Origin of the sequence: Paenisporosarcina antarctica (assembly GCF_004367585.1) — a bacterium.
Taxonomy (GTDB): Bacteria; Bacillota; Bacilli; order Bacillales_A; family Planococcaceae; genus Paenisporosarcina; species Paenisporosarcina antarctica.
This window is the reverse complement of the sequence record NZ_CP038015.1, coordinates 1,169,170-1,194,509: the sequence shown is the minus strand read 5'-3', so window position 1 is coordinate 1,194,509 and position 25,340 is coordinate 1,169,170. Positions and strand designations below refer to the sequence as shown.

25 protein-coding genes and 2 other annotated features are annotated in these 25,340 nt (G+C 35.9%); of the genes, 1 reads left to right on the top strand and 24 read right to left on the bottom strand.

What is annotated here, in order from left to right:
- Window positions 1–74: 74 nt before the first annotated feature.
- The 3 genes from E2636_RS06025 to E2636_RS06015 form a co-directional block, all read right to left on the bottom strand.
- The gene (locus E2636_RS06025) at window positions 75–686 is read right to left on the bottom strand and encodes a hypothetical protein (RefSeq protein ID WP_134209394.1); all 612 of its coding nucleotides are present in this window, start codon (window positions 684–686) and stop codon (window positions 75–77) included.
- 351 nt (window positions 687–1,037) lie between these two features.
- Window positions 1,038–2,126, bottom strand: coding sequence for a M42 family metallopeptidase (locus E2636_RS06020; RefSeq protein WP_134209393.1), 1,089 nt, complete (start codon window positions 2,124–2,126; stop codon window positions 1,038–1,040).
- Between the two features lie 70 nt (window positions 2,127–2,196).
- Window positions 2,197–2,688, bottom strand: a complete 492-nt coding sequence (locus E2636_RS06015) for a dUTP diphosphatase (RefSeq protein ID WP_134209392.1) — start codon at window positions 2,686–2,688, stop codon at window positions 2,197–2,199.
- A 97-nt stretch (window positions 2,689–2,785) separates the two neighbouring features.
- On the opposite strand from E2636_RS06015, the gene E2636_RS06010 reads away from it, so the two are divergent.
- Window positions 2,786–3,172: a sigma-w pathway protein ysdB gene (locus E2636_RS06010; protein WP_208324173.1), complete on the top strand. Its 387-nt coding sequence runs from the start codon at window positions 2,786–2,788 to the stop codon at window positions 3,170–3,172.
- Window positions 3,173–3,260: 88 nt separating this feature from the next.
- Here E2636_RS06010 and E2636_RS06005 read toward each other — a convergent pair whose 3' ends face one another.
- From E2636_RS06005 to E2636_RS05905, 21 genes are all read right to left on the bottom strand, one after another.
- The gene (locus tag E2636_RS06005; protein ID WP_134209391.1) at window positions 3,261–3,542 is read right to left on the bottom strand and encodes a DUF1294 domain-containing protein; all 282 of its coding nucleotides are present in this window, start codon (window positions 3,540–3,542) and stop codon (window positions 3,261–3,263) included.
- A 166-nt stretch (window positions 3,543–3,708) separates the two neighbouring features.
- Window positions 3,709–4,068 (bottom strand): 50S ribosomal protein L20, encoded by a 360-nt coding sequence (gene rplT, locus E2636_RS06000; protein WP_017379888.1) that lies wholly within the window; start codon window positions 4,066–4,068, stop codon window positions 3,709–3,711.
- Window positions 4,069–4,100: 32 nt separating this feature from the next.
- Window positions 4,101–4,301: a 50S ribosomal protein L35 gene (rpmI, locus tag E2636_RS05995; RefSeq protein WP_017379889.1), complete on the bottom strand. Its 201-nt coding sequence runs from the start codon at window positions 4,299–4,301 to the stop codon at window positions 4,101–4,103.
- Window positions 4,302–4,331: 30 nt separating this feature from the next.
- Window positions 4,332–4,838 carry a translation initiation factor IF-3 gene (infC, locus tag E2636_RS05990; RefSeq protein WP_134211761.1) on the bottom strand — a complete coding sequence of 169 codons (507 nt, stop codon included), beginning with the start codon at window positions 4,836–4,838 and terminating at the stop codon, window positions 4,332–4,334.
- Between the two features lie 103 nt (window positions 4,839–4,941).
- Window positions 4,942–5,086: a sequence feature (ribosomal protein L20 leader region), on the bottom strand.
- Window positions 5,087–5,146: 60 nt separating this feature from the next.
- Window positions 5,147–7,072 (bottom strand): threonine--tRNA ligase, encoded by a 1,926-nt coding sequence (gene thrS / locus E2636_RS05985; protein WP_134209390.1) that lies wholly within the window; start codon window positions 7,070–7,072, stop codon window positions 5,147–5,149.
- Between the two features lie 122 nt (window positions 7,073–7,194).
- Window positions 7,195–7,429, bottom strand: a binding site (T-box leader).
- A 58-nt stretch (window positions 7,430–7,487) separates the two neighbouring features.
- On the bottom strand, window positions 7,488–8,231 hold the full coding sequence (locus E2636_RS05980; RefSeq protein WP_134209389.1) for an ABC transporter ATP-binding protein: 744 nt from the start codon (window positions 8,229–8,231) through the stop codon (window positions 7,488–7,490).
- Window position 8,232: 1 nt separating this feature from the next.
- Window positions 8,233–9,864, bottom strand: coding sequence for an ABC transporter permease (locus E2636_RS05975; RefSeq protein WP_134209388.1), 1,632 nt, complete (start codon window positions 9,862–9,864; stop codon window positions 8,233–8,235).
- Between the two features lie 72 nt (window positions 9,865–9,936).
- The gene (locus E2636_RS05970; protein ID WP_134209387.1) at window positions 9,937–11,001 is read right to left on the bottom strand and encodes a Fe(3+) ABC transporter substrate-binding protein; all 1,065 of its coding nucleotides are present in this window, start codon (window positions 10,999–11,001) and stop codon (window positions 9,937–9,939) included.
- Between the two features lie 161 nt (window positions 11,002–11,162).
- Window positions 11,163–12,104, bottom strand: coding sequence for a primosomal protein DnaI (gene dnaI, locus E2636_RS05965; protein ID WP_134209386.1), 942 nt, complete (start codon window positions 12,102–12,104; stop codon window positions 11,163–11,165).
- On the bottom strand, window positions 12,088–13,494 hold the full coding sequence (locus tag E2636_RS05960; protein WP_134209385.1) for a replication initiation and membrane attachment family protein: 1,407 nt from the start codon (window positions 13,492–13,494) through the stop codon (window positions 12,088–12,090). Before E2636_RS05960 ends, dnaI begins: the two co-directional genes overlap by 17 nt.
- A 21-nt stretch (window positions 13,495–13,515) precedes the next feature.
- Window positions 13,516–13,986, bottom strand: a complete 471-nt coding sequence (nrdR, locus tag E2636_RS05955) for a transcriptional regulator NrdR (RefSeq protein WP_017379897.1) — start codon at window positions 13,984–13,986, stop codon at window positions 13,516–13,518.
- Between the two features lie 119 nt (window positions 13,987–14,105).
- A complete protein-coding gene (gene speD, locus E2636_RS05950; RefSeq protein WP_134211760.1) occupies window positions 14,106–14,489 on the bottom strand; it encodes an adenosylmethionine decarboxylase in 384 nt (127 codons plus the stop codon).
- A gap of 228 nt (window positions 14,490–14,717) precedes the next feature.
- Window positions 14,718–15,737 carry a glyceraldehyde-3-phosphate dehydrogenase gene (locus tag E2636_RS05945; protein ID WP_134209384.1) on the bottom strand — a complete coding sequence of 340 codons (1,020 nt, stop codon included), beginning with the start codon at window positions 15,735–15,737 and terminating at the stop codon, window positions 14,718–14,720.
- A gap of 125 nt (window positions 15,738–15,862) precedes the next feature.
- Window positions 15,863–16,453, bottom strand: a complete 591-nt coding sequence (gene coaE, locus E2636_RS05940) for a dephospho-CoA kinase (protein ID WP_134209383.1) — start codon at window positions 16,451–16,453, stop codon at window positions 15,863–15,865.
- Between the two features lie 15 nt (window positions 16,454–16,468).
- Entirely contained in the window at window positions 16,469–17,341 is an 873-nt protein-coding gene (gene mutM, locus E2636_RS05935; protein WP_134209382.1) for a bifunctional DNA-formamidopyrimidine glycosylase/DNA-(apurinic or apyrimidinic site) lyase, read from the bottom strand.
- 12 nt (window positions 17,342–17,353) lie between these two features.
- Window positions 17,354–19,978: a DNA polymerase I gene (gene polA, locus E2636_RS05930; protein WP_134209381.1), complete on the bottom strand. Its 2,625-nt coding sequence runs from the start codon at window positions 19,976–19,978 to the stop codon at window positions 17,354–17,356.
- Window positions 19,979–20,091: 113 nt separating this feature from the next.
- Complete coding sequence (locus tag E2636_RS05925) at window positions 20,092–20,577, bottom strand: hypothetical protein (protein ID WP_243840733.1); 486 nt, start codon at window positions 20,575–20,577, stop codon at window positions 20,092–20,094.
- Between the two features lie 189 nt (window positions 20,578–20,766).
- Window positions 20,767–21,750, bottom strand: coding sequence for a protease modulator HflC (hflC, locus tag E2636_RS05920; RefSeq protein WP_017379904.1), 984 nt, complete (start codon window positions 21,748–21,750; stop codon window positions 20,767–20,769).
- A complete protein-coding gene (gene hflK, locus E2636_RS05915; protein WP_017379905.1) occupies window positions 21,750–22,715 on the bottom strand; it encodes an FtsH protease activity modulator HflK in 966 nt (321 codons plus the stop codon). Before hflK ends, hflC begins: the two co-directional genes overlap by 1 nt.
- 359 nt (window positions 22,716–23,074) lie before the next feature.
- A complete protein-coding gene (gene pnpS / locus E2636_RS05910; protein ID WP_134209379.1) occupies window positions 23,075–24,619 on the bottom strand; it encodes a two-component system histidine kinase PnpS in 1,545 nt (514 codons plus the stop codon).
- Entirely contained in the window at window positions 24,616–25,329 is a 714-nt protein-coding gene (locus tag E2636_RS05905; RefSeq protein WP_134209378.1) for a response regulator transcription factor, read from the bottom strand. The genes pnpS and E2636_RS05905 overlap by 4 nt, the downstream gene beginning before the upstream one ends.
- Window positions 25,330–25,340: the final 11 nt, after the last annotated feature.

Here is a 25,340-nt window from a genome sequence, read left to right as displayed (position 1 = left end):
TTTTTCTTTGTCTATTTCAACTATTTGCATGTAATTTATGTTGTACTTTTGTCACAGTCATTTTTGTATCTATTTTAAAAACAGTATTCTTTCCACCATTTCTTTTGAGGACAGTAATCTTTACACTTGTTATCGTAACATTCGTCTTTAATCGCTACTTTATGACACTTGAAACAATTACATTCTTTCTTATCCCATTTCTTTTCGTGATAGCCATCTTTACATTCGATTTTGATCTCTACTTCATGACAATGGCATTCAATTTTGATTACTACTTCACGACAATTGAAACAATGACATTCTTGTTTCATATCCCATTTCTTTTCGTGGCAGTTGTCTTTACATTCAATTTTCATCTCTACTTCACGACATTTAGAACAATTACAACCTTGTTCCTTACCCCATTTCTTTTCGTGGCAGTTGTCTTTACATTCAATTTTCATCTCTACTTCACGACACTTCGAACAATTACACCCTTGTTCCTTACCCCATTTCTTTTCGTGGCAATCGTCTTTACATTCAATTTTCATCTCTACTTCACGACACTTTGAACAATTACAACCTTGTTTCTTTTCCCATTTTTTTTCGTTAAAATCATCTTTACATTGTAATTTTACTAGTGCTTTACGACACTTTAAACAGTCACATCTATCTAACTTTCCTAATTCCATCAGGTATGATTTCATAATTGATTACACCTCCTTTCTCTCGGATTGTTAGTAGACTCCACATGGATATCCAATTAAATCCGTAATTTGTCTTACTTCTATAACATATTAAATGATAGTAAAATTCTTTAGGCTGACGGGCTTAATTAATAGACTTATCCCATTTTTTGTTTCCAATTGATATAACTAAAAGATGGTAAAAAATCGCACAATAAAAGCGTAGTCAGTAGACTACGCTTAAACTAGAAATATTTAAAGGCTTTTAATTAAGAGAGTTAACAATGGTTAATGCTACTAGCTTTCAATAAGCTATTGCTTTTCATCTAAAAATAGTATATCCATCACCATTAGTAATACTTTTAAGGAATGTTAATCAAATATAATTTTGTTCACTGTGTCACGATCTAGTTTCTTGATAACTGCAACAATTAATTTTACTGCATTTTCATAATCATCTCGGTGTAATATACCTGCATGCGAATGAATATAGCGAGTTGCAACACCAATTGCTAACGAAGGCACTCCGTTGGCAGTTAAGTGAATGGCTCCAGCATCTGTTCCGCCACCAGGCATTGATTCGAACTGGTAAGGAATATTGTTTTCTTCAGCCGTATTTACCACTAAATCTCGAAGACCTTTATGAGAAACCATAGATGCATCAAACAATACTAATTGAGGACCATCACCCATTTTGCTTGTAGATTCTTTTGAAGTAATTCCTGGTGTATCCCCAGCAATCCCAACGTCAACTGCGAAGCCGATATCGGGTTTAATTTTTGTAGCAGCTGTACGTGCACCACGTAATCCTACTTCTTCTTGAACTGCCCCAACACCATAAACAATATTCGGGTGGTTCTCCCCTTTCAAAGCCTTTAATACGTCAATTGCGATCGCACAACCTATGCGATTGTCCCATGCTTTTGCTAGAAGTAATTTATCGTTGTTCATGACCGTAAATTCAAAATATGGAGTAACCATATCTCCAGGTAATACGCCCCACTCCATAGCTTCTTTTTTAGAAGACGCACCGATATCAATAAACATATCTTTTATATCCACTGGTTTTTTACGCGCTTCAGGAGTTAATATATGTGGTGGTTTCGAACCGATGACACCTGTAATCGATTGTCCTTTACGTGTAACGATTGTTACTCGTTGAGCTAACATTACTTGTGACCACCAACCTCCAACCGTTTGAAACTTCAAGAAACCTTTGTCATCAATCTGTGAAACCATAAAGCCGACTTCATCTAAATGTCCAGCAACCATAATTTTGGGACCATTAGCATCGCCAACTTTTTCAGCGATTAAGCTACCTAAGTTGTCCGTATCCATACGGTCAGCAAAAGGCTCTATGTATTTTCTCATTACATCGCGAGCTTCACGTTCATTACCTGGAATTGCTCTAGCATCTGTTAATTCTTTTAACATTGTAAGTGTTGCGTCTAGCTTTGTCATTATTTCGCCCTCCTAAATATATCTACAGATATCATTATAATGTAAACGTGTTCAATTTTCAAAATATTCGTTAATAACCTGAACGTTGGCGCTCATAATTTTTTTCATTTTTATCAAAATATGCTTGTATGATTTCTTCATGCGTAAATCCAAGTTTTGATGCAACTGCCCCATACCACGACCATACATTCTCATAATTGTCTATCGTAGAAATCTGTAAAAATTGATTAATGGAGTCCTGTGTATGTATAAATAGCATGGTTAATGACTCATCCTTATGTTGTTGATGAACTGGCCAGTTTTCTAAGTCATTCAAATTCTTTTCAATTCCAAGAGATAATAAAAAGTGAATTGAATCTACATATTCTTCTAAAATGACATGTTTTTCGGAAGGTCCTTTTTCGCTCCAAAATTTAAAGCATCTTGTTTCATTAGCTAGCTCTGCAAGTTCAACTAGCAGTGCTAGTCCTTTTTCCAAAAATACATCATTTGTAATTTTTTTTTCAGATTGAATATATGTATCGAGAGATTTTTGCATTTTAAAAAGTTGTTGTAAGTGCATGTCAAATGCCTCCAAATAATTAATTTGATGAATCTTGAAACCAATGGATTTGTTCATCCGTATACATAGTAACACGTCTGCCCAAAGGGGGTTATTTATGATTATTGTATTAATTCGATTTTTAATTATCTCTCTTATTATTTATTTATTTTATCGTGGAATTGTTTACTTAATGGATCCAAAGAGAAAACTGGATGAGTCTTATGAGAAAGGTTCGTATTATTTTTATGATGATGTTAAAAATGTACGGAAGAATTTCTTTATTTCCTTTAAGGGAGCATTATTTGAAGGAGAAAAATACCTAGGTACGACTGATAATGCATTTGAAGTGGTCTCTATTTTTGTTTGGGCCAAAGATACGATGAATTTACAAGGCTTTACTCGTGATGATTTCTTGTTTTTAGAAAAAGAAATTTTAATGAACTACCCAGATGCTGATATTAGCTGGAAAAACCCCATTGAAGATTTAATGAAACCTGAATGATCAGCAAACCCGACGTAGAAGTAAATATGTCGGGTTTTTTCTGTTGCAGTATTTGGTTGTTATATTAGAGATCAAACTGAAATGTACTTTATAGTTCTTTTAATAATGGAGTTGCCCAAATCATCAAGGCAACTTGAGCGATGGCTAGTAAAATAAAGCCAATGCGAAAGGACGTATGTTTCGTTTTATGGCGAAAGATAATCATTCCTAAATATGCACCCAAACCTCCGCCAAATATAGCAAGTTTCCACAAAGTGCGTTCTGGAACACGTCGTTTACTAGCTCTTGCTGCTGATTTGTCATGGCCCATGGTGAAAAAAGCAATAATTGACATGATAATTATAAAGCCGTTGAAAATGATATGTATCATAAAATTCCTCCTACGAAAAATAATGAATGTAAAGAAAAGTGTAAAGCACCATCGCATAGAACTATACATAGCTGCTCCGAGTGAGGAGGGCTGCTCGCAAAAACTTATACTTGTTTATCTAAAAAAAGACTGATGGAAAATCCATCAGTCTTTTAAGTATTAGAATTTACTTGTTCATTGCTTTTTTTGCAGCGTCTGTTAATTGCGTGAATGAAGCCGCATCTGTAACAGCTAATTCTGCTAGCATTTTACGGTTAACTTCGATTCCAGCTAATTTCAAACCGTGCATTAAACGGCTGTAAGAAAGACCGTTCAAACGAGCCGCGGCATTGATACGTGTAATCCATAATCTACGGAAGTCACGTTTGTTTTGACGACGGTCACGGTATGCATACATACCTGATTTCATAACTGCTTGGTTTGCTACTTTATATAATAAACTTTTAGCACCATAATAACCTTTTGCTAATTTTATAACTTTTTTACGACGCTGGCGCGTCACTGTTCCGCCTTTTACGCGTGGCATAACATTACCTCCTGCTGATTAAATTTCATATATTATTTCATGTAAGCGATAAGTGATTTGATACGTTTGTAATCTCCTGAAGAAACAAATCCGCCTTTACGCAACTTACGTTTAGCTTTAGTAGACTTGTTTGCAAATAAGTGACTGCGGTAAGCACTTGCACGTTTTAATTTTCCAGAACCAGTCTTTTTAAAACGCTTAGCAGCGCCACGGTGAGTTTTCATTTTCGGCATGTGGAATTCCTCCTAAACTGTTCGTCGATCTTATTTTTTTTCGTTCTTAGGTTGAAGAACCAAGAACATGCTACGGCCATCCATCTTCGGTTTTTGCTCAACCGTCGATACTTCAGCACAAGCTTCTGCAAAACGATCTAATACTCGTTGGCCAATTTCTTTGTGCGTAATCGCACGACCTTTAAAGCGAATAGAAGCTTTGACTTTGTCACCTTTTTCAAGGAATTTAACTGCATTTCGTAATTTCGTTTGGAAATCATGCTCATCAATTGTTGGGCTCAAACGAACCTCTTTCAATATGATAATCTTTTGATTTTTACGAGTTTCACGATCTTTCTTTTGATTCTCAAACTTGAATTTACCATAGTCCATAATACGAGCGACTGGTGGCTTGGCTTGAGGGGCCACAAGGACAAGATCCAAATTAACGTTAGCGGCAATTTCAAGCGCTTCGTTGCGCGTTTTCACTCCTAATTGATCTCCGTTTTGGTCGATAATTCGAAGTTCACGTGCGCGAATGCCATCGTTTACATACATGTCTTTGCTAATAGTAATCCACCTCCAGGTAGTGTCGCGAATACATGGTTTGGGCATATCTCTCAGTTAGGTAAATACCTGAGTAAGTTACGCCGTTCCGGACCAATAAAAAAACGGGCGGACATGTAAGATGTCCGCCCGCCGATATATGCAAGTACAACACTGTACGTTACGTTTAATCGTGTGCCGACCTGTCAACAACTAATAGTGTCAATCAGGTGAGAAGCGGGCAGCCTCTTCTTATACCACAAACTTTTGTATTCAATAACCTTTATAAGATTACCATTCCAAATTAAAACTGTCAACCACTAATTGCTAATTTCTTTTTGAATACGAGAAAGGAACTCATCAAAAGAGATACTTTCTGAATTTTGCTGTCCGTATTTACGAACATTTACAAAACCACTTTCCATCTCTTTGTCTCCAAGTACCAGCATATAAGGAATCTTTTGCATTTGCGCTTCACGAATTTTATACCCTAACTTTTCTTCTCGATCGTCCATGTCGATGCGAAGCCCTGCTGCTTGTAATTTTTCAATGACGCCTTTTGCATAGTCAAAGTGTGCTTCATTTGATACAGGAATTACTTGTACTTGAACAGGTGCCAACCAAGTTGGGAACGCGCCTTTGTATTCTTCAATTAAGAAGGCTACAAAACGTTCCATTGTTGAAACGACTCCCCTGTGGATAACAACTGGACGATGTTGTTTTCCATCTTCACCGATGTATGACAGATCAAATCGCTCGGGCAATAGGAAGTCTAGTTGAACAGTTGATAAAGTTTCTTCCTTGCCTAATGCCGTTTTCACCATTACGTCTAATTTAGGACCATAAAAAGCAGCTTCCCCATCAGCCTCGAAATAATCTAAGCCAAGTTCATCCATCGCTTCTTTTAACATTGACTGAGCTTTATGCCACATATCATCGTCATCATAGTACTTTTCTTTATCTTCAGGATCACGATATGACACTCGGAATGAATAATCATTTAAGTCAAAGTCTTTATATACATCAATGATTAATTGAACTACACGTTTAAATTCGTCTTTAATTTGGTCTGGACGAACAAAAATATGCGCATCGTTTAACGTCATACCACGAACACGTTGAAGTCCAGTAAGGGCTCCTGACATTTCATAACGGTGCATTGTACCAAGCTCAGCAATACGCATTGGAAGGTTTCGATACGAATGAATGCCGTTTTTGAAAATCATCATATGATGTGGACAGTTCATAGGACGTAGCACTAACTCTTCATTATCCATGCTCATTACAGGGAACATATTTTCTTGATAGTGGTCCCAGTGTCCACTTGTTTTATATAGTTCGACGCTTCCCATAACAGGTGTATATACGTGGTCGTACCCAAGCTTCACTTCTTTATCTACGATGTACCTTTCGATAATACGACGAATTGTAGCGCCTTTTGGTAACCACATTGGCAAACCTTGACCAACTTTTTGTGAATTCATAAACAAATTTAATTCTTTCCCGATTTTACGATGATCGCGCTCTTTCGCTTCTTCAAGCATAACTAAATGTGCTGAAAGCTCTTCTTTTGTAAAGAAAGCAGTTCCATATATACGTTGCAACATTTTATTGTCGCTGTTTCCACGCCAGTATGCACCCGCTACACTCAATAATTTAAATTCTTTTAGTTTACCAGTTGAAGGTACATGTACTCCTCGGCAAAGGTCGAAGAAATCACCCTGTTCATAGATTGATACTTGATCATCTTTAGCAATAGCTTCTAATAATTCAACTTTATATTCATCATCTTTAAATTTATCAAATGCTTCAGAACGAGACACATTATGACGTACAATTTCAATGTTTTCTTTGATGATTTTTTTCATTTCTTTTTCGATTATTATTAATTCTTCTTTTGTAATCGGTTCTGGACAATCAATATCATAGTAAAATCCATTTTCAATAACGGGACCTACACCTAATTTCACATCTTTGTAAATACGTTTTACAGCTTGAGCTAGTAAATGAGCCGTGCTGTGACGTAACACTTCTAATGCTTCGTCTGATCCAGCAGTGACAATTGCAATCTCTCCATCATGCTCAAGTGGTGCCTTTAAGTCCATAAGTTGATTATCTAATTTACCTGCTAATGCTTTTTTACGTAGTCCAGGACTGATTGACGCTGCCACGTCTTCTGTTGTTGTGCCTTTTGGGAACTCCTTTACAGCACCATCTGGAAACTTGAGTTTAATTGTTTCTGACATGTTGAACACTCCTTTTTAGATGTAGTTCAAAAAAGACCGATAAAATCACGATTTTATGCTCCATTTTGAATTCTCATTACTATTATTTCTTAAAAAATTGAACAGAAAAAACCCCGTCCTATGAAAGGGACGAGGTTTGAGTTCGTGGTTCCACCCTTCTTCCTTCTCGATAGTCACATGACTAAAAAGATGAAGCTTTGAGCCGGCTAACGGGCCGTAACCGTCAACAGTTACTAAGATTGTTCACTGTTGCTGCTCCGAGGTGGTAAATGACTATCGTACTTAAGAAGCTTTCAGCCATGGCTTCTCTCTCTAAAAAGTCGTACAGATCATTGTTGTCCTCTTCTTGGCATTTCATTATTCATATGTTGATATCTTACTCTTGCAGTAATTTAAATGCAACACTAATTACTAATTAATTGGTTACTAATTCTCGTTTTTCAATTAGGGGATCCAAATCTAAGGCGGGGTAAGGTGTGGTCCCAAGTAAGTCACATGGACTGCCAATTAGATCAATGCATCCGTCTTTCAATTTAACTATACGGTCTGCAAGTGCATGTGCATCGTTTTCATCATGTGTGACAAAGATAGATGTGATGTTTGCTTTTTTCAAAATCTCACGTAAATCTTTTCGAATTTTCACCTGTAGCTCTGCATCTAAATTACTAAATGGTTCATCTAGCAAAATTAAGTGTGGGTTCGGCGCAATTGCTCTTGCAATCGCAACACGTTGTTGTTGACCACCACTCAATTGATGTGGATAGCGTTTTTCATAATCTTCAAGTTCAACTAATTCCAAAACTTCTTTAAGTCGCTTTTTCTTTTGTACTTTTTTCAATTGAAATAAACCAAATAGAATATTTTCACCAACGGTCATATGAGGAAATAATGCATAATCTTGAAAGACCATACCAATTCCTCGTTTTTCTGGTTGTAAAAATGTATTGTCATCAAAAACTATTTCATCCTGTATTGTTAAAGATCCGTTTGTTGACTTTTCAAGTCCAGCAAGGATACGCAAAATAGTGCTTTTTCCACTACCACTTCTACCTAATATTGAAATCACTTCACCTTTTTCAATATTCATTGAAAACTGATCAAGTGCTACAGATTCTGTATTTGGATATGAGAAACAAACATTTTTAATGGAAATAAACATATCAATCACGCTCCTTTTCTAGAAACTTATAGAAAATATAAATAGCAAGGGCACTTATTCCAACAATTAATAACGAAGCTTGCGAAGCTTCCATAATTTTTTCATCACTTGCATATTGAAATGCTTTCGTTGAAAGCGTATCGAAATTAAATGGACGTAAAATTAACGTTAACGGAATTTCTTTCAAGATATCAATAAAAATTAATAGAAAGCCGCTAATAATGGCTCCTTTTAGCATGGGTAAATCAACTTTGAAAAATGTTTTTGTTAGACCGACACCGAGAAGTCTGGAGGCGTCTCTAAAATCTGTTCCAATTTTATCATATCCAGATTCGATGGAATTATAACCAATCGCGAAAAATCGAATAATATATGCAGAAATTAACATAATTAAACTTACGCTTAGTACAAGTGTTTTATTAATACCCATCAGTTGATACAAAGGTGCTAAAAAACGATCAAGTCCGATAAATGCTGTGACAACAGCAACAGCAATGACCGCTCCTGGTATAGAATAACCGAGAATAGATAATTTAGGCAACAAATTCGCTACTTTCCCATGTACTAAGCGACTGAAATTCCCAACAATTAATGCAAAAATAATAATAACTGTTGCGGTTATTCCAGCAACTAATACTGAATTTTTCACATAAGACATGAATTCACTCATTGGAATTGTACCAAACGTTAAGATTGTCCAATCAATAAGCTGAGCTATTGGAATAAAGAAGCCTAAGCTTAAAATAATTAATCCATAACTAGTAGCTAAAAATGCTTTCAAACCTTTCAACTGAATGAGTTGTAAGGGTCGCACTTTGGTCGTTGAGTAACTGTATTGACGTCTACCTCGTAATAGTTTTTCGATCATTAAGATTATAATTACAAACCCCATAAGTGATGCAGCAAGTTTAATTGACGTTTCAATATCGCCCAAACCAAACCAAGATTGAAAAATCGCCGTTGTAAACGTCTGAATGCCAAAGTATTTTACAACACCATAGTCATTTAACACTTCCAGAACAACTAAACTTGCTCCACCAATGACGGAAACTCTGGAAATCGGTACTACAACTTGGAAGAAAGTACGCCAAGAACCTTTCCCTAACATTCGAGCACTTTCTATTAGAGAAGCGGATTGCTGAGATAAGAAAATTCGTGTAATCGTATACACATACGGATATAAAAACATCGTATAAATAAAAATTGCACCAGGCAAATTCATAATATCAAAGTATGATTGATTTAGACTCATGCCAAATTGGTCACGAAGTGTTGTTTGAACAACACCTGTGTAGTTGACAATCCCATGATACGTATATGCACCAATAAAAGGAGGAATTGATAGTGGCAATATAAGCGTCCACTTTAAAAATCGTCGCAAAGGAAAATCATATTGTACAATGATCCAAGCTAAGCTTAAGCCGATAACAATAGTCAAAATAGCTGTTGCACTGATGAGGATAAAAGACGTTTTTATAAAAGATCCCATAACAAATTCTTTCATATGTGCCCAGTTTTCATTGGATGGTGTAAAAATTCCCTTTACAATCGTTAAGTTTGGCAAAAATAATAGAATCATAATGATTGCTGCTGATACCGTCCACATATTTACATTCGCTAGTTTTCTTTGCACGTCTCAACACCTCTTATCCAATCGCAAGAAATCCCTTGTTACGAATAGTCGTAACAAGGGCATTTTATTTGATTATTTCCAACCAACTTCGTTAAAAATTAAAATTGATTTTGAATTGTTATCGCCAAGAACAGATAATGAAATATCTTGTTCTTTAAATTCGCCCCATGTTTTAAGCAATTCAGAAGGTTCTACTGATTCGTTAACTGGGTATTCATAGTTTGCTTCTGCAAATGTACTTTGTGCTTCAGGAGCTGATAAGAACTCAAGAAGTTTAATTGCATTGTCTTTGTTTTTAGATGTTTTCACGACACCAGCTCCACTTACATTTACATGTGTACCTGTTGTTTCTTGGTTAGGGAAGAATAAGCCTAACCCTTCTGCTACTTTAACTTCTTCTGGTTCCATAGAATTCAACATTTGACCAAAGTAATAAGAATTCATGATAGCTACATCACCAATACCAGCTGCTATTGCTTTTGCTTGATCGCGGTCGCCACCTTGAGGTGTTTGCGCAAAGTTTGCTACAAGTCCTCTAGCCCATTCTTTCGTTTTTTCTTCGCCATTAATTTCAATAAAAGATGCTACCAAAGATTGATTATAGATATTTTCAGAGCTACGAATCAAGACACGGCTTTTCCACTGCTCTTCTGTCAATGCTTCATATGTCGATAAGTCTTCAGGTTTTACAGTTTCTTTGTTATATATCAAAACACGAGCACGCTTAGTTAAACCATACCACATTTGGTCTTTGTCTTGGTAGTTAGCAGGAATTTGCTGATCTAATAAATCACTTGAAACAGCTTGTAATAGACCATCCTCTTTTGCACGGTATAAACGTCCAGCATCAGCAGTTAGGAATAAATCTGCTGGTGTTGCGTCTCCTTCACGTTTAATTCGTTCAAGTAATTCGTCAGCATCACCTTTAATAAGGTTAACTTTAATCCCTGTCTCTTCTTCAAATTTTGCATAAAGCTGATCGTCTACTTCATAATGACGTGCTGTATATAGATTTACTTCTTTGCTTTCAGTGGTTTCTTTTGTATCGTTCGTTGTGCTTTTAGATGTTGTATCGTTGCCACAAGCTGTTAAGACTAGCAATGCGAACGTCAAAAATAAGTATAGTACTTTTTTCATTGAATGTCTCTCCCCAAAAATTATGATGAACCCCTATTGAAAACGATTCTCAATCTCAATTATAAATGTGATAAAGAAATTGTCAATAACATATCGCCAAATTTAATATTTCCTAATTATTCAAAAAAGTTAAAAGTGTGGATTTCTCCACTCTTTTAACTTTATCCGTCTCTTCTATTTTTCCCACTTAATTTTATTGGGATGGTGGTCGTACGAATTCTCTCCATAATTCTTGCAGCTTTTACAAGCTCCAGTTCCCCTTTTCCCGTTAGGGTTAAGTGGTCTTCTAACCCTTCGTAACTGAAGTTAGAAGTGATAAAAGTCGGCAAATTTTCAGCCATTCTGTAATGTAAAACCGTTCCTAGGATTTCATCTCGTGTCCAACTCGATAAAGATTCCGCACCTAGATCATCTAGCATGAGAACAGGCGCTTTTTTCACATAATCAACTTTTTCTTGAAGAGACTGATCTTGAATTGCATGTTTCATCTCGCGTAGAAATTCCGGAACATATACGAGAACTGTTTTGATTCTTTGTTCTGCAAGTTCATTCGCCATAGCACCTAATACATAGGATTTCCCAACGCCAAACTCTCCGTAAATATAAAAACCTTTTGAAGGTACTTTCCCAGTAGCTTTTACTTCTTCCATAAAAGCACTAGCGTAATTCCCTAGATTTACACGTGTGTTGTGATCATAAATAACCGTTGAAAGTCTTGCTTCCATCACGTCTTTTGGCATATGCATACTAGAAATCATCGCAGACACTTCACGACGTTCATCCTCAATGGTCTTTTGCAGACATCTCGAATAATCCAATTCAATCAATCCACGATTAATCGTTAGTTTTGGCACATAACCTTTCATCATGTTATGACAGTTTGCCACGTTTTCACAGTTATTGCAGTCATGATTTTGAGAAGTATACTCATAAAGTTTTCCTAGACCACGATCAACCATGCTTTTATTTACGACTTCTGGATTTGCTGCTAGAAATTCTTGAACTCCTCTGTTTTCAAGAATTTCTATTTTCATTTTTTCATATCGCTCTGAAAATGCTGGTGCATTTACGACACGTTTTAATGTCTCACTTATTGGTTCCATTAGTTTTGGCCTGCCCCTCTGTTACGCCGAGTTTTTTAAGCAACTGTTGTTTTTTTTCTTCCCAATCTTCAGTTACCTCATTCTCAACCGTTTGTCTGGATGAGCGTGTTTCTTTTGCTTTATAAAACCAATCAGGTACTTTCTCATCTCGTTGTGTATTTTTGCGTTTATAAGATGTAGTCTTTGCTGTTTTTTCTGTATTTTGCCAATCAACATATTGATCATGTTCTTTTCTTGATATTTCTATAGCTTGCTCGGCAGTTTGAATATTTTCGCGCTGCCAATGCGCTGCAATTTTGTGTACATAATTCTTATTTAATTTCATTTTCGCGCGGATCAAAACAAATTGTAATAATACATTTATTACAGCTGGCGGAAAACCATATATAAAGATAAGTTCATTCGCTAATTCGACTTCCACCGGCAGTGGTTCCTTACCTTTTGAAATTTCTCTCAAAACTTCTAATGGTGGGGTTTCTTCTAAATACTTAATCAAAGATTGATCTTTAGACAGTTTTATTTCTGTAGTATCCACTTCATTCTGTTGTTTTAATTTTTGTGTAAGTCGAGGTGGTTTAGAAGAAATAGATAGTTTGTAATAATCAGCAGCTGTTTTTTTCAAGCGTTCTTCTGTAATACGATTTTGATCATCAATGGCCATCATTAGTACCTTTTGCATATCAATTGCATTTAGCGAATATAAAAAAGCCATTTTTGCAATCATTTCTTTTACAGGTAATGTTAGAACATTAGAAGGGATCATAACTTCAGATAAACCCGACTTTAATAAATCAAAATCAAAATCCATTGAATAAAAAGGGAATTTTTCTGGCCGGCTTGCTTGATTCAGTTGAACAGGATCAAAGATATGCCCGAGTTTAGTGTAGTCATGGTTACTCTTAAAGACGTCTTGTAAATCTCTCGAGACGTTTTCGTAACCCCCTTGTAAAGCTTGCTTTTTCATAAATCGTTCTCTTACCCTAAGATATGCTTTTTCATGGATGACACTGTATAGTGACGTGGCTAAGATCGGTTCACTAAAGAACGAGGCAGCATCAAGTGGGGCTACTACTTCGTAAATAAACATGCGCTTATCTAAATCATCTTTTTTCCACGTTTTCATCAAGCCAATGGCTTCCAGAGCAACGCGTGCATCAAATATTTTCTTTAGGGACATATTTAAAACATCCATTAAATAATAATGTGATAATTGTTCAGTTATTTGACTGTCTGATTCTGCCCATAAAGTGCAGTATAGGCTCATAGCATCGGAGCCTATAATTGGTTTATACAACATGGTCACAAGTTGGCGATCTGTGTCAGCAAGTGGATGAGGCATTTGGATGATGAAGCTATCTACTGGTTGAAGTTCTTTGAATAAAAGTTGCATGCAACATCGCCCTCCTGTTCCTTACTGTTTGTCTTGTGGATTTTTCTTTAATAATTCTTTTAATTCATCAATAAACACGTTAATATCTTTAAACTGACGATATACCGAAGCGAAACGTACATACGCAACTTCATCAATCATTGCTAATCGGTCCATGACCATTTCGCCAACATCTTCAGATTTCACTTCTGAATTTCCTATACGACGTAGGTCTTTTTCAATTGAAAATACGACTTCTTCAAGAGCATCGAGTGAAACAGGACGTTTTTCACATGCCCGAATAAGACCTCTCAATACTTTTTCACGGCTAAACTCTTCGCGTGAACCATCTTTTTTTACAACAATTAATGGCATTTCTTCTACCTTTTCAAATGTAGTAAAGCGAAACCCACATTCTTCACATTCTCTTCTTCTTCGTATTGCTTTACTATCGTCAACCGGTCTTGAATCCACGACGCGCGTTCCGTTATATTGACAAGCTGGACATCTCATATTATTATCTCCTGAATTTAGTCATTCGTTTTATATTCTTAGTATATCAAAAAAACTTCATAAAAATCGAAAAAGCAGAGGAATTTCTTCCTCTGCTTACTCATTTTAGAGTCTAGTAATTATGCATGTGCTGTTACGCGAGCTTTACCCACTGTAACAGGACCCATACCGCGTGGAATTTCAGTCATTTCACTAGTTTGTGATCCAAGTGCATCAGCAATATATTTAGCAGCAATTGTCGGATCTAAATCGCCACAAGTATATACATCAATACTTGCATAACCGTGTTCTGGAAAGCTATGAATCGTTAAGTGTGATTCTGAAATAATCACTACTCCACTTACACCTTGTGGTGCAAATTTGTGAAATACTACTTCACGTACTTCTGCTCCTGCTTTAAGTGCTGCATCTACAAATGTCCGTTCAATAAAATTAACATCGTTTAGTTTATCAAATTCGCATTCCCAAAGTTCTGCAATAACATGACGTCCCATTGTTTCCATCGTTTGCATGGTTCGTTTCCCCCTTATATAGAATTTAAGAAATTTGAAGAATTCTTAAAGTCGACTACCACGGGGGAAAGTTAGTCCAAAGAGGTCCTAACCCTTTAAGTAGTCAGTGTGTACAATTAAAGTACACGATTTACATTATATGATGTATTTATCGACAATGCAAGTGATTAAAAAAAAAATTCCTTTCTGCTCTATATAAGGAGCAGGAAGGAATTTTTTTTACGTTTGATAAACTTTTAAAGCAAGTCCAACTTTTTTGGTTAAATCGACTACACGAGCTGAATAACCCCATTCATTATCATACCAAGCAAGAACTTTTACTTTGCGTTTCCCCATTACCATTGTCGATAATCCGTCAATAATTGCTGAGTGTGGATTTGAATTGAAATCAATCGAAACAAGTGGTTCTATTGTGAAACCAAGGACGCCCTTCATGGCACCTTCAGAAGCTTCAATAAATGCAGCATTTAATTCTTCGACTGTTACGTCAGTTTGTAAGTCCACTACAAGATCAATTAATGAAACATTAGGTGTTGGTACACGCAGTGACAACCCGTGAAGCTTGCCTTTTAATTCAGGTAACACTAATGCTATTGCTTTCGCTGCTCCTGTGGTCGTAGGAACGATTGACTGTGCACAAGCACGTCCACGGCGTAAATCTTTATGTGGATTGTCTAGGTTATTTTGATCACTGGTATATGCATGAACAGTCGTCAATAAACCATTATCAATACCAAATCTATCATTTAATAATTTAGCTACTGGTGCTAAACAATTCGTTGTACAACTTGCATTGGAAATAATATCATGTTCATTAATATTTAATTTATCATCATTTACACCCATAACAATCGTTATGTCTTCATTTTTACCAGGTGCTGTTAAAATAACTTTTTTGGCACCAGCTTTTAAATGTAATGCAGCTCTTTCACGCTCATTAAATTTACCAGTTGCTTCAATGACAATATCGATGCCCATTTCTTTCCAAGGTAAATTTAATGGGTCACGATCATTCAATAATTGAACCCGTTTCCCATTTATGATTAAAGCATGTTCTTCGATAACAATTTCACCAGAAAACGTTCCGTGATTTGTGTCATACTTAATCAAATGTGCTAATGTTTCTGCTGGATAACTAGCATTAATTGCTACCACTTTTAAATCATCTTGAACAATTGCTTGACGAAAAACCATACGACCTATACGTCCAAATCCATTAATTGCTATAGAAGCTTGCATGAAAATCCTCCTACAAATATGTTATACTGTTCATCTTTATCCACGAAATAGTATAACATAATTCACATCAAGTAATACAGTAAATTCGCTATGTAGAAATGTTCTATTTTTCAGAAATCGGGACATTAAATGTCCCACTCAACTAATATACTCTCTAATTGAACTTTAGACTGGTCAATTGATCCATTATTATAAATGACTGCATCAGCACCTTTTTCTTTTTCGGAAATTGGTAATTGTGACTGTATTCGTGTTTCTGCTTCTTCTTTTGATAAAGAATTCCTTTTCATTAAACGATGCAATTGCATCTCTTCAGTAACTGAAACCACGAGTATTTTATCAACAAAATGTTGAAGGCGACTTTCAAATAAAAGAGGAATATCCATAATTATAGTTTTTTGACCCTGCTCAAACAGTTTATCTCGCATGCGTAACATTTCATTACGTATCGCCGGGTGCATTAAATCGTTCAATTGTTTCCTTTTTGCAGGATCATGAAAAATAAGTTGACCTAGTGAATCCCTATTTAATGTGCCGTCCTCATTCATCACCACATGTCCAAATACACGTTCAATTTCTTGTAAGTTAGCTGTTCCCGGCTCTACAACTTGTCGTGCAACCAAGTCTGCATCGATGATTGGAAATCCTTTTTCTTTTAACATAGCTGAAATTGTACTTTTCCCACTCGCAATACTTCCAGTTAATCCAATAATCATCCATTGATCATCCTTTTACCTTTGACATGAAGGACAATACCAAGAGTTCCGCCCTCCAAGTACAAGTTGTTTTGTAGCGTTTATGCAATTTGGGCATTGTTTCTTGCCATACATTTGCAAACGGTCTTGCATGCCTCCCGCTTCTCCATTGATGTTTCGATAATCTGAAATAGAACTGCCACCAGCTAAAATGCTTTCATTTAACACTGCGACTATCGTTTGAAAAAGTGCAATCAGTCTTTTTTGACTAATACGATTTACCTTTCTCGCTGGGTGAATATGCATGCTATATAATGCTTCTGTTGCGTATATATTGCCACAACCAGATATGACTTGCCCATCCATAATCGTTTCTTTTATGGACTTATGTTGATATTTAGGAAGCTTGGACATTTCCAGAAAATAGCCTAATGCCGAGTCATCAAAAGGTTCAGGAGCCATTTGTAATAATGGTGGAAATTGGGCTTCTGATTCAAGCAAACGCATTTCCCCAAACCTTCGAATATCCGTATACACCAACAACATATCGTCGTCTAAGTGGAAGATCACATGGATGTGTTTTCTGAACTTCTCTTCTGATATTTCATGCGTTTCATGAACATAGAACCACGCACCAGTCATGCCTAAGTGAGTCACTAATAATATACTTTGTTGGTTTTTCTCTAAATGAAAATAAATATACTTTGATCTTCTAACTATCCGAATGATTTTTGCATCTGCTAGTCTTTGTTGGAAATCAGCAAGCTCGGTTACTTTGATGATAGCTTGCTTCCCTGCCTTGCGGGACACTTCTAAGACCGGTGAAATAGTTACTCTTTCAATAGTCTTTCCAGTAGCCACAGGTTTAAGGGAGTTTACGACTCCCTCTACCTCAGGTAATTCAGGCATTTTTTTGCCCCCTTACTTCGTTTCATACCAAGTTGAACCATACGCATAATCCACTTTAAGAGGCACTTTCAGCTCAATCGCATGTTCCATCACTTCAGGTACAATTTTTTCTAATATCGCTATTTCTTCTGGAGGTGCTTCAAAAATTAATTCATCATGAACTTGAAGAAGCATTTTTGCTTGTAACTTATCTTTCTTTAAGCGAGCAGCCATATCAATCATTGCCTTTTTAATAATATCTGCTGCACTTCCTTGAATCGGGGTATTCATCGCAGTGCGTTCTGCAAATCCACGTAAGTTAAAGTTTGAACTAGTTATATCCGGCAAATATCTTCGTCTGTTTAAAATAGTTGTAACAAAGCCTTTTAGTTTTGCATCTTGAACGATATCATCCATGTAATCTTTAACACCTGGGAAACTTTTTAAATATCGATCAATAAATTCAGCCGCTTCTTTGCGTGTAATTGATAGGTTTTGAGACAGTCCGTAATCACTAATACCGTATACAATTCCGAAGTTTACTGCTTTAGCTGCACGACGCATATCTGACGTTACAGCTTCTGCTTCCACATGGAAGACGTCCATCGCCGTTTTTGTATGAATATCTAAGTCATTTTGAAAAGCCTCTATTAACTCTTCATCATCGGACATATGTGCTAAGACACGCAATTCAATTTGAGAATAATCCGCTGCGAATAAAATCCAGCCCGGCTGTGATGGGACAAATGCTTTACGAATTTTTCGTCCTTCTTCTAATCTCACCGGTATGTTTTGTAAATTTGGATTCGTAGAACTCAAACGTCCTGTTTGTGTGAGAGCCTGTTGGTATCTCGTATGAATCTTCCCATCATCTTTATGGATTTCTTTTAATAGACCTTCAATATACGTAGACTGTAGTTTTCCTAATTGACGATACAACAGAATATGCGAGATTATTTCATGTTTACCCTCTAGTTTTTCTAACACGTCAGCGGCTGTTGAATAACCCGTTTTCGTTTTTTTCAGAGCAGGAAGACCAAGCTTATCAAATAAAATCACACCTAATTGTTTTGGTGAATTAATGTTAAAGTTCTCACCGGCAGCATTATATATTATTTGTTCAATTTCCGTTAACTTTCCAGCTAAATCTTCTCCGATATCAACGAGTGTTTGACGATCCACTTTAACACCATCTGATTCCATTTTTCCTAGAATGGTCGCTAAAGGTAATTCTAAATTTTGATAAAGTTCATATTGTTCATTTTCTTTTAATTTGTTATCCATTATTGTACGTAGATTCCACACAGCCATTGCTTTTCTTACAATATGTTCACCAAGATCAGTGTCAGAAGGAACCGATTTTTTTGCTCCTTTGCCATACACTTGTTCATTAGTGAATACATCACCGTAACCGAATTCCCGAGACAACACAGCGACATCGTCAGACGTAATGGCTGGATTGACAATATATGCAGCTAAGACGAAATCGAATTCAACTCCGTCTAGAAAGACATCATTACGACGAAAGGCTGCAAGAGACGCTTTCGAATCAACTAATCGTTTCTTTTTACTATCATCAGCTAACCACGTACGGAATGATTCAGAAGCAAATGCATCTTCAACCTTAATAAAGTAAGCATGTTTGTCATCCACAAGTGCAATACCTAACATATCTGCCGTATGATATTGTTCATCGTATAGTTCTAAATGAACAGCCATTTCATCAGATAGATGCTCTTCCGTTATTTCAGCCAACTGAGTAAATGTAATTTCAGACTTTGCTTCTTCGACTTGAGCATATGTTGTTTTTTCGAGTAAAGACTTAAAGGCCAACTCTTGCCAAATTTTAATAACCTGGTCCATGTCTGGTCCTTTATACAATAAATCGTCGAGACCAATTGTAATAGGAGCCTCTATTTCGATTGTTGCCAGTACTTTACTCATTTTTGCTTGTTCTTCATTGGCTTCTAGTTTCTCTTTAAGTTTTCCTTTAAGCTGATCAATGGCTTCATAAACACCATCAACTGAGTGATGTTCAACTAAAAGTTTAAGTGCTGTTTTTTCTCCTACACCAGGAACACCTGGAATATTATCTGAAGAATCACCCATCAAACCTTTCATATCAATAATTTGATTAGGTGTTATGCCATATTTCTCTTGGATATGAGTGGGTGTGTATTTCTCCATATCAGTGATGCCTTTTCGAGTAATGTAAACGGTTGTTGTATCTGAAGAAAGTTGAGTTAAATCCTTATCCCCAGAGACAATAATCACTTCTTCGCCTTTTGCTTCAGCCTGTTTACTAAGCGTTCCGATTATATCATCCGCCTCATACATCGCTAGCTCGTATTGAGGAATCTGATAAGCAGAAAGAAGCTTACGTAAATAAGGAAACTGTTCGGAAAGCTCTGGAGGCGTTTTCTGACGTCCTCCCTTATACTCGCCAAATGTCGAGTGCCGGAATGTCGTTTTCCCAGCATCAAATGCAACAAGCATATGTGTTGGTTTCTCTTCGTCTAATATTTTTTGTAACATCATGGTAAAACCGTAAACCGAATTTGTATGTATCCCATGTTCATTTGTAAGTAATGGGAGCGCGAAAAATGCCCGATACGCTAAGCTATTTCCATCTAGTAATAAAACTTTGTTTTTGCTCAAAACTTTTCCACTCCTCTACGCAATAAAAAAACGTCATCTCCCTTCATATTACCATGTAGGTAGTTGAAAAGAAAAAGACATCCTTCTATATTCATATTTGATCAGTACATTTTCTAGTTAATGTAGGTTGAGTTATACGTAACTCTTATAAAACGTACTTGTTTTCCTTCAAGAGTAGCCCAGATTTCGCTTACTGCATCGCTAATTGATGAGTATCTTAGCATCACGGAATTCTCAATCATCGTTATCATATGGTCACTAGGGATAACTCCTGCCAATGCTATAACATCTTTATTACTATCAATAAAAAATTCATTACCCTCATTTTCTAAAGTAAGAATATTCATTTTAACAACGGCATTTTCAATAATGATTAACTCAAGTGGATAAGATTCAACTTCATAGTTATAAGAAGTTGCCAAATGTTTCTCCCCTTTAGAATTGTAGTACACCCATTCATCTTTTCTAAGAGGTTGTCCTAATTTTTCTATTAATTCATCTGGACTAATACCACTATATTGCGCAACATCCATTATTGATTTCACTTTAATTTCTGGCCCGATTTCTACTTTATTGCACCCTGTTAATAAAGTTAGCATAAATAAGAAACTGAACAGTATAATGAATCGTCTTTTCAAAACAATCACTCCTAAACACTTTTACTTACATACTTTCTATGTTAAGAGTCAGATATACAACACCATTAAAATCATTACTACAGTGAGTCATTTAATTACGTTGTAATACATAAAAAAAGCACCTCATGTGAGATGCTTCAATCAATTCTACTATTCTAAATATCCTGTAAGAATTTTCGCATACGGTGAGTCAGAAGGTAAAATAATCATGGTGTCTTTGCCTATTGTTTTCTTATATGATTCCAGTGTTCGATATAGAGCATAAAACTCTGGATCTTTTGAGAACGATTCATTATAAATTTTTGCAGCTTCTGATTCTGCTTCAGCAGTAATAATGGATGCTTCTTTTTTAGCAATCGCTACCATTTCTTGTACTTTACGATCTGTAGCGGCCTCTATCGTACGTTTATCTGCGTCACCCTCAGATAAATACTTTTGTGCAATGGATTCACGTTCGGAAATCATACGTGTATATACTGATTGTTCATTTTCCGGAGGAAGATCTGTACGTTTCATTCGAACATCAATCACTTCAACACCGTAGTTGTCACTTTTTAATAACTCATTCACTCTTTCCGTAACACGATCATTTAAACTACCTCTAGATGTATTTTCATCATTGATGATTTCATCATAGGCTAATTGACCAAGCTCCGTTCGAACGACAGAATAAATGAATTCTTCCATACGTGCTTCTGCATTTAATAATGTTCCTGCATTGGTAATCATTTCTTTTGGATTCGTGATACGCCATACTGCATAATTATCAATGATAATTCGCTTTTTATCCTTCGTGTTGATCTCAGCCTCTGACACGTTGTAAGTCATTTGGTAACGTGGCAGTGATGTGACATTTTGCAAGAATGGAACTTTCATATAAATACCGGGTTCAAATCGAATTTCTACCACTTCACCAAATTGACGAACCACTCGGTATTCATTTTCTTTCACAACATAAACATTTGCAATCAATATAACGAAGACAGCAAATATGATTGTAAAGGTAATTATTTTTTTAATGTGCTTTTTAAAGTTAACTGGTTCACTAGTTTTTGGGATTTTTTTGTTTTTCTTAAAGTGATTGTTGATTCGTTGTTCTATATTTTCAAAAGGGTTTTGGTTGTTTTTATCCATCAGTTATCGTCTCCTTGCTCAGTTGTCACAGGTGGTACTACTGCCGCAGCAGGTTGTTGTAACGGCAAGTATTTCACCGTTTCACCTGAATCATTCATGATATAAAGTTGAGCATTCGGTAATACTGATTCAAGTGTTTCAATGACTAGTCTTTGTCTCGTAATTTCTTTATTGTCTTGGTACTCTGCATAAAGCTTATTAAACACGGCCACATCACCTGTTGCTTGTTGGATACGTGCTGTACGTTGACCCTCAGCATTTGAAGCAATTGCCGCAATTTCCCCAATTGCTTCACTTTCACGTTGATTTTGATATTTTTTTGCTTCATTCGTTTTCGTATTTTTTGTTTCACGAGCATCAGTTACTGCTGTAAAGGCAGATCGAACTTCTGCGTTTGGTAATTCCACGTCTTGAAGTTTGACTCCTAAAATAGAAATACCAATATCATATTTTTCAATAAGTGTAGCAAGTAATTCTCTAGTTTGAGCTTCTATATCTGCTTTTCCAGACGTTAAAGCTTCATCAATTAATGAACTCCCAATAACCGAGCGTATGGATGCAGAGGTTGCATCTAACAATATTTCTCTAGGAGCTTCTGCATTAAATAAATATTTTGCTGGATCGGTAATTTTCCATTGTACAACTAAATCTGTTAAGACAATGTTTTCATCACCTGTAATCATTTTTGTTTCGTTATCAAACGACTCAATCTCACCGTCTGCAGTTTGTTTATAGCCAAACTGTAAACTAAATGTTTCTTTAGACAAAATCTCTACTTTTTGCATAGGCCACGGTAACTTAAAATGTAAGCCCGATTCTAAAATTGGCTCTCCTGCTTTACCGAATGTGATGACAACTGATTGCTCAGATTCATCAACTGTAAACCAAGTAGTAAATAATGAAATAATTACAATGACACCAACTAAAGATAAAGTTGTCGTCAATAATAAGCGTTTCACACTCATAAATGAATTCCCCTTTTCTATTCTCTAGTTGTTTTTACGTTTATATCTTCATAAAGTTTCAAAAACTTGTTTTTCACAAATTTTTTACCTCTATCAGATAATACAATACCTACTATAAATGGTTGTAACAAAATTTCCATATTTTATCTATTTTGAATATAAGTGTGATTTTCCAGCTTGACTTCTAAAAATTTCATTGTAATACCTACCAAACATCATCATATCTAGTCTTTCTTATTCCACGAAAAAAGAGTCCTCATAAGAGAACTCTTTTTTCTGCCAAATGCGGTTGTAAGGGGGTTCTTAAGTATCTTATCAAAGCACTATGAACTTACCATGAAGAAAATGTAAAGAATATGTTAAGTTGCGTGATTTTTAGGGATTAGTATTTTAAATTGGGTACCTTTCCCAGGTTCACTCTCAACAAAAATTCGACCATTATGAGCTTCAATTAAATGTTTGACAATTGCAAGTCCTAATCCAGTCCCCCCAGAATTACGACTTCTTGCTCGGTCAATACGATAAAAGCGTTCAAAAATACGAGGAATCTCTGTTTTATCCATACCAATTCCTTCATCACGAATAATTATGATTCCATGTGTTTCACTTTCATGAAGTGATAAATAAACAGAAGTCTTTTCTGCTGAATATGTGATCGCATTTGCTAATAAATTCATTACCACTTGTATTAAACGATTCATGTCTCCATTAACAACTACATCGCTCTTCATATTTGTTACAAAAGTCATGTCCTTTTCATCAATACGAGGACTCATCATTTCGGCTGCACGCATCATCACTTCTTGCAAATTCGTTTTAACAAGATCTACAGAAAAACCATGTTGTTCAATCTTCGAAAGTTCGAGTAAATCTTGAATTAACATTTGCAATCGATTGCTTTCTTTATAGATAATTTCTAAAAAGGATAACAACGTCTTCTCATCTTTCATTGCTCCATCAAGCAATGTTTCAGAGAATCCTTTAATCGATGTAATTGGGGTGCGAAGCTCATGGGATACATTTGCTACAAAGTCTTTTCTAATTTGTTCAAGCCTAACTAGATCAGAAATATCATGCATGACGATTACAACACCTAACCAACGTCCATGTTCTCCGATAACTGGTGCACCGTATACTTCCATATGTTTGATGTCCTGTTGAATAACGAGCGTCATTTGCTTACGGGAAGATGCTTCCATTAAAAAGACATAATCAATGAACTTTTCCAACTCTTTTGGTAGACCAACACTTTTAAATAATTCATCTTGAACGTCATGTGCACTAAAATCAAATTGATCGACAAATGGTTTGTTTACAATGCTAATCTGACCATCCCGGTCAATCATCATTAATGCACTCCCCATATTTTCAATGAGTGTATTTAAACGTTCCTTTTCCATTTCACGAACTTTAAATAATTCTTGTAAATTTCGTGCAAGTATATTTATTGAAGTACTAAGTTGTGCAGTACTTAATAAATCGTCTTCATACGCTCTCGCTCGATAATTACCTTTAGCAAGTTCTATAGCTACTTCCGTAACATTATCAATAGGTTGTGCATGACGTTTTGTCAGACGATAGAAAAGCATAATGGTGATGATAAATGCACCAAGTAAAACAATTAACAATACCTGCCATAGTTTTTTTCGAATATCATAAAAATCGCTACCATTAGGGTCACTAGAAAGTACCAAAGTAATCTCATCTTTTAGAGCATCATTTACTGTAATATTTGCTTGCTCTATAATGTTCGAAATTTCTCCTGCTTTTTCAATGGCATTTGACTTCACCGATTGCTCCACATAAACAGGAAAAAGCTGACTTAATACGATGCCTAAGCCAGCAAAAATCGAACCCATTAATAATGTGAAAGCTAAGATTAATTTCCCTTGAAGAGATTTCATACCATTTTAGGCTCCTCAAATTTATATCCAAGACCTCGAATTGTTTTTATAAATATTGGTTTACGACTATTATCTTCAATTTTGTCTCTGAGATGACTAATATGAACATCAACAATTCGAGTATCGCCGGCAAAATCATAGTTCCAAACAGCACTTAACAATTGGTCGCGTGTCATCACGCGATTTTTATTTTCCATTAGGTATACAAGGAGTTCAAATTCTTTCGGGGTGAATTCTAATGTTTCATCATGTAAAAACACTTCAAATCGTTCTGGATACACACGCAATGAACCAAATTCAAAAGCTTTATCCTTCACTTTTTGCATTGTTTCTTCATTGGAAACTTTCGACCTTCTTAATACTGCTTTGACTCGTGCAGTCACTTCTCTTGGACTGAATGGCTTTGTCATATAGTCATCTGCACCCAACTCAAGTCCTAATACTTTATCAAATTCATCATCTTTTGCCGTTAGCATAATGATTGGTGTATTAATTTTTTGTAGACGCAAAGCTTTGCACACTTCCATGCCATCCATTTTTGGAAGCATTAAATCAAGGACAATCAGATCAGGTTTTCTTTCCAAAACAGCATTGTATCCTTCTAGACCATCGCTCGCAGTTTCTACGTTGAAACCTGCTAGCTCTAAATTGTATTGAAGTAAAGTTACAATTGAACTTTCATCATCTACTACAAGAATTTTCTTCATCATCTTTTGGCCTC